The 4,342-nt window shown below is 45.4% G+C and carries 7 protein-coding genes; 6 read left to right on the top strand and 1 reads right to left on the bottom strand.

The features are described from left to right. The 3 genes from LDL35_RS14725 to LDL35_RS14715 form a co-directional block, all read left to right on the top strand. A partial coding sequence (locus tag LDL35_RS14725; RefSeq protein ID WP_304023807.1) for a hypothetical protein occupies positions 1–462 on the top strand: 462 nt, incomplete at its 5' end. Positions 463–529: 67 nt separating this feature from the next. Further along, positions 530–1,084 (top strand): hypothetical protein, encoded by a 555-nt coding sequence (locus LDL35_RS14720; protein ID WP_304023803.1) that lies wholly within the window; start codon positions 530–532, stop codon positions 1,082–1,084. A gap of 12 nt (positions 1,085–1,096) precedes the next feature. Further along, positions 1,097–1,420, top strand: coding sequence for a hypothetical protein (locus LDL35_RS14715; protein ID WP_304023800.1), 324 nt, complete (start codon positions 1,097–1,099; stop codon positions 1,418–1,420). 4 nt (positions 1,421–1,424) lie between these two features. Here LDL35_RS14715 and LDL35_RS14710 read toward each other — a convergent pair whose 3' ends face one another. Then, entirely contained in the window at positions 1,425–2,549 is a 1,125-nt protein-coding gene (locus tag LDL35_RS14710; protein ID WP_304023797.1) for a hypothetical protein, read from the bottom strand. Between the two features lie 53 nt (positions 2,550–2,602). On the opposite strand from LDL35_RS14710, the gene LDL35_RS14705 reads away from it, so the two are divergent. The 3 genes from LDL35_RS14705 to LDL35_RS14695 all read left to right on the top strand — a co-directional run. Further along, positions 2,603–2,872 carry a YIP1 family protein gene (locus LDL35_RS14705; protein WP_304023796.1) on the top strand — a complete coding sequence of 90 codons (270 nt, stop codon included), beginning with the start codon at positions 2,603–2,605 and terminating at the stop codon, positions 2,870–2,872. Between the two features lie 82 nt (positions 2,873–2,954). Further along, entirely contained in the window at positions 2,955–3,881 is a 927-nt protein-coding gene (locus LDL35_RS14700) for a cupin domain-containing protein (protein WP_304023794.1), read from the top strand. A gap of 20 nt (positions 3,882–3,901) precedes the next feature. Next, a partial coding sequence (locus LDL35_RS14695; RefSeq protein ID WP_304023791.1) for a hypothetical protein occupies positions 3,902–4,342 on the top strand: 441 nt, incomplete at its 3' end.

Raw genomic sequence — 4,342 nt, 5'->3', positions numbered from 1 at the left:
GTAAATGAGTCTTTTGTACCTCCCACTCCGGTTCAGCCGGTCATAACCGAAAAGCCTCTGCCTACCGCGACTGCAGATCCGAACCTGGCATTTCACGACCTTGTCCTTACGAAACTGGACCTGATTCAGGAAGGAAAAAGGAAAGTGCTGAGTGCATGGGATGCGGAAGATCCTGCTCTTACCAGTTCACGGGTTGATGACCTTCGTCACCTGATTCGGAATAATAATGATGGCAGTACTTTTCCAAAGAAGATGGACTATGTCAGGCTGAACTACTATGACTTTATCGACCGGATGACCCAGTTTGCCGATAATTTCAAACAGGCTGCATCACTCATGGAACGGGGAGAGAAGAGTAGTGCCAATTCATATGTATCGGCAGGTATAATGGCAGGAGATCGGGCTGATATTTCAGATAAACGTATTCGTGTCTTCCTCATTGATCACCCTGCCCTTTTATAAATTTTTTCACCGGAAGGATGATGTCCTCCAGGACTGAGTATACATCTGGTGTATAATCATGTACCGGATGATTGTCTTAATTCTGGTTACCGGTCTTCTCTTCTCTACCGCATCTGCGGATGTGGCGGTTGAAGGAATGTCTCCCTATTTCTATCAGTATGATATCTCGAACTTCGAGGAGTTCAAAGACTATCTCTTCCTTACCAGTAGTGCAATCTGGGGATGGGAGTATCCTTTTATCATACAGGATGGAACATTTGGGGGAGGATATAAACTGGATGGATTTGTATTGCATGCCATTCCATCAGCCGATATCGATCCTGATACTATTGCCGCTATAAATGCCGGTGATGCGCTCACCGATGAATCACATGATAGTGAGGTTTCTTCGTCCCTTTCACGTCTCCCATTTCTTACCGCAAACATCAGTCTGCCAAAAGGGGTCTTTTTTGAAGATGATCTGGGGGTTTTAAATGTCACGGTTTTCCTGAATATAACGGCCCTGAATGAAACCAGCTTTGATGTGAAAAAAGAGGCTGCTTTATTCGGGTACAGGGATGGCACCGTGATACAGGTCCCATTGTCAGGTGATGAAGAACCGGTTCCCCCGGCAGTCTCCTGATTCTCTTCAGGTATGGATCTCATCCTCCTTTTTATTCGAGCTCTGCTTCTGACAATTATCTGTGAATGTCTTGTTCTCTCACTTCTCATCAGAAAGTCATATCTGAAAATCTGCGTAAGTATCCTGCTTATCAATTGTGTGACAAATCCGACGATAAACTACCTATATCTCATTCATGACGTCCCTCTCTTTCTTCTTGAATTCGGAGTGGTAGTTTGTGAGATCTATCCCCTGAAACTGGCATTTCATCTTGGCATAAAAGATGCAATCCTGTATAGTATACTGCTGAACGCCTGTTCCTATTGTGCGGGATATTTCATATTTACTTTTTTATAAAAAGTTATTCGATGGTAATAACCAGTTTCACCTGCGCTGCAGAAGCAGGCTCTGAAGGTTCACCAAAGTAGTATCCGACTTCATCTCCGGCCTTGATTGTATAGACATTCAGACCTTCTTCATCATAGAGATAGTCTTTTAAAAGGACATTGTTCACCAGGACAAACCAGGTTTTATCGCCTGTAAACTGATAATCATTTATTCCTTCCAGGATCAGAATGCCTCCCTTTTTCATTGCCTTGTCGCTTACCGTCAGATCTGATATCTTGTCATCTTCCAGAAGTTTATGTAATATTCCGAGTGGAGTTGCAGCATTGATGTCATAATCTCCGCCGGTTGTTTCAATGGTGATTGTTCCGGATGGCAATGACAGAGAACCGGTGTATAATACTTCCTGACCTCCACTCGTGGTCTTTTCCGGCTTTTGATCCTCTGGTGTCTCATCTGAAAGTGGTTCTTCCTCTTCGTCAGATTGCCCGGTATAAGTATCGGTGTTCGTATCAGTAATCTCTGCACTTTCATCCGTTTCTTCAGTTGAATTACCAGCGGATGGCTCTTGCACCGGTTCAGGCTCAGCCTCGTTCACCCTCCCGATGGTCACGGTCAGATATGCTTTTGATTCTGAAACCATCCCTTTTGGATCGCCAAGCGTGTACAGGACAACATCTCCTTCTTTCAGGGCATACCGTGAAAGACCCATCGTTTCAGCAAGGACGACATCTTCAAGCCGCTCTCCATTTACTTTTACAAACCAGCCATTCCCGTTTCCTGATGAGAGATTGCCAATTCCATACAGAAGAAGGGTACCTTTCTTTTCCATGAGTTCATCGCCAATGGAGAGTTTCTCTATTGCTCCGGCGTTCATCACGGTCACTAGCACACCAATCGGGGTGTTCCCTGGTATCGTATATGATACACCGGAATCAGCAGTTACTGATATTGAGCTTTGTACATCAACAGTGCCATTGTAGATCAAACCGAGAATCGGTTCGGATGGTACCGGGGTTTGTGTTCCTTCGGGTTCAGAGATTATTTCATCTGGTTCTTCTGCCAGCACCCCGCCAGGGATGCAGACCATGAGGAGAAGAAGCAGAGAGATGATTGAACATAATACCTGATTTTTTCGCATTTTTTGTCTCCGATATCTGACATAAGTCAGCACCAGAGATTGGTTCTGATAGAATGAGAAGATGCCCCTTTGAGAATTCAGTCCTCATGTATGCAGCAACCCCGGCATTTTTCATCGGCTGGATTCCAGTTGCCGGTATCATCGGGATTCTATGGTCACTATTTATAACTGTTCATGGACTGAAAGAGTGTGCCGGCCTTTCCTATCTTCGTTCGATTATGGTTGTTGTGGTGCCTATAATCCTCTTCGTGCTATTTCTGGTTCTGCTTTTGGGGCTGATAGCCTCTTTTACCAAAGTTCTCAATCCCCTGTACTGGATGTGATAAGGGGCTTTTCCCCCTTCTCTGCCTTCCCAGTTGCAATGGATAAAAATCATGATAATATTTCGCGGATAACGGTGATGGTATGTCTGCATGGTCAGTTCTTTTCAGAGCAATACTAATGCAACTTCTGCTCATCGCCTCTTTTTCCGGTATCAGTTGCGCCGGGGAGACATGGGAGGGGTCAGAAGGGATTCTTATCTCGAGTGATACATGGGATGAGGTCAGGTATGATGAGTATATCACCACATTCGATGTGGTCTCACGTCTTGATCGGATGGAAGGGTTATCTCTTGGATCAAACTTATCTGTGCAGGTATTCACATCAGAGGACGGAGGCATTCTCTCACCTGATGCCATCCTTCCGGTTCCGGAGGTCATTTATATTACAGACGGTTCACTCCGGCTGACCGTTAATGATGAAGAGGTTCTGGCCGAACAAGGTCAGGCAGTATACATCCCGCCACAGACCATTCGGAGGTTTGAAAATGCAGCAAATGATACCCTTCAGTTCTTTTCGGTGATCGACTGGACAACAGCTGGTGGTGAGATGGATACATCACATAAGCTTGCATCGATACAAGACATCTTCAATCATCAGGAACCCTTGAATCAGACAAAGGTCCTCTCGGAGGATATGGTTTCACCCTTGGAACTTGGGGATTCTGGTACAAACAGAACTTTCCTGTTCTCACGACTTGTCCATCCCCGTGAAGGTCCATACGAAATTCCCTACGATCTCGGGACCGCAAGAATTGATGCCGGCTCAGGTATTCCGGATCACTATATTGATGGAAGGTACCAGCTGATTACTGTCCTCTCCGGTTCAGGGAATATATCGGTGGGATGCATAGAGTATCCGGTGAGCAGGAATGACATCATCTATGCGGCACCCGGTGCTGTGATGAACCTGACTGCATCGGATGATATGCATCTTCTGGTTCTAACCAACCCCTATTACATGGAGATGTTTGACTGGCCAATGCCCTATGCCTGTGATTACCTGTATTGATACAGGCAATTTGTTGACCGGTGACGATATACCTGTATGATATGATGATCCGAAATCCCTGCTTTCTCATTTTTATGCTTTTTATCCTGTTTTTTTCAGGCTATGGAGCGGCAGATGTGATAAAGCCGGAAGATTCAATGACACATGATGATCCCGCGGTGTCTGTTTCTGCCGGCGATGGTCCTGATTATCTGGTCAGATTTGTTGATGTACCGGTTTATGAGAGCACAACATTTCGGGGAGGAGTGTTGCATCCATCACTGGGAGTAAAAAATACCGGTATGAATGACACATCCGGCGGTATGGTGAATGTGAGTGGGTATCTTGGGGATTTTCTTCTGCTTCCGGTAATCAGCACATTCCCGGCACTCATGGCCGGACAGGAGCAGACAATAACCCTTGAATATAAACTTCCGGACACGATTGAGTACGGGGGATATGTATTTTCTGTTCTATTAGAT

The sequence above is a fragment of the Methanospirillum hungatei genome, from assembly GCF_020216685.1.
In the GTDB taxonomy this organism is placed as follows: domain Archaea; phylum Halobacteriota; class Methanomicrobia; order Methanomicrobiales; family Methanospirillaceae; genus Methanospirillum; species Methanospirillum hungatei_B.
This window is presented reverse-complemented; position numbering and strand designations above follow the sequence as displayed.

Coding starts and splice junctions, on each gene's coding strand:
- LDL35_RS14720 (WP_304023803.1), top strand. CDS start 530: ATGATTGTCTTAATTCTGGTTACCGGTCTTCTCTTCTCTACCGCATCT.
- LDL35_RS14710 (WP_304023797.1), bottom strand. CDS start 2,549: ATGCGAAAAAATCAGGTATTATGTTCAATCATCTCTCTGCTTCTTCTC.
- LDL35_RS14715 (WP_304023800.1), top strand. CDS start 1,097: ATGGATCTCATCCTCCTTTTTATTCGAGCTCTGCTTCTGACAATTATC.
- LDL35_RS14705 (WP_304023796.1), top strand. CDS start 2,603: ATGAGAAGATGCCCCTTTGAGAATTCAGTCCTCATGTATGCAGCAACC.
- LDL35_RS14700 (WP_304023794.1), top strand. CDS start 2,955: ATGTCTGCATGGTCAGTTCTTTTCAGAGCAATACTAATGCAACTTCTG.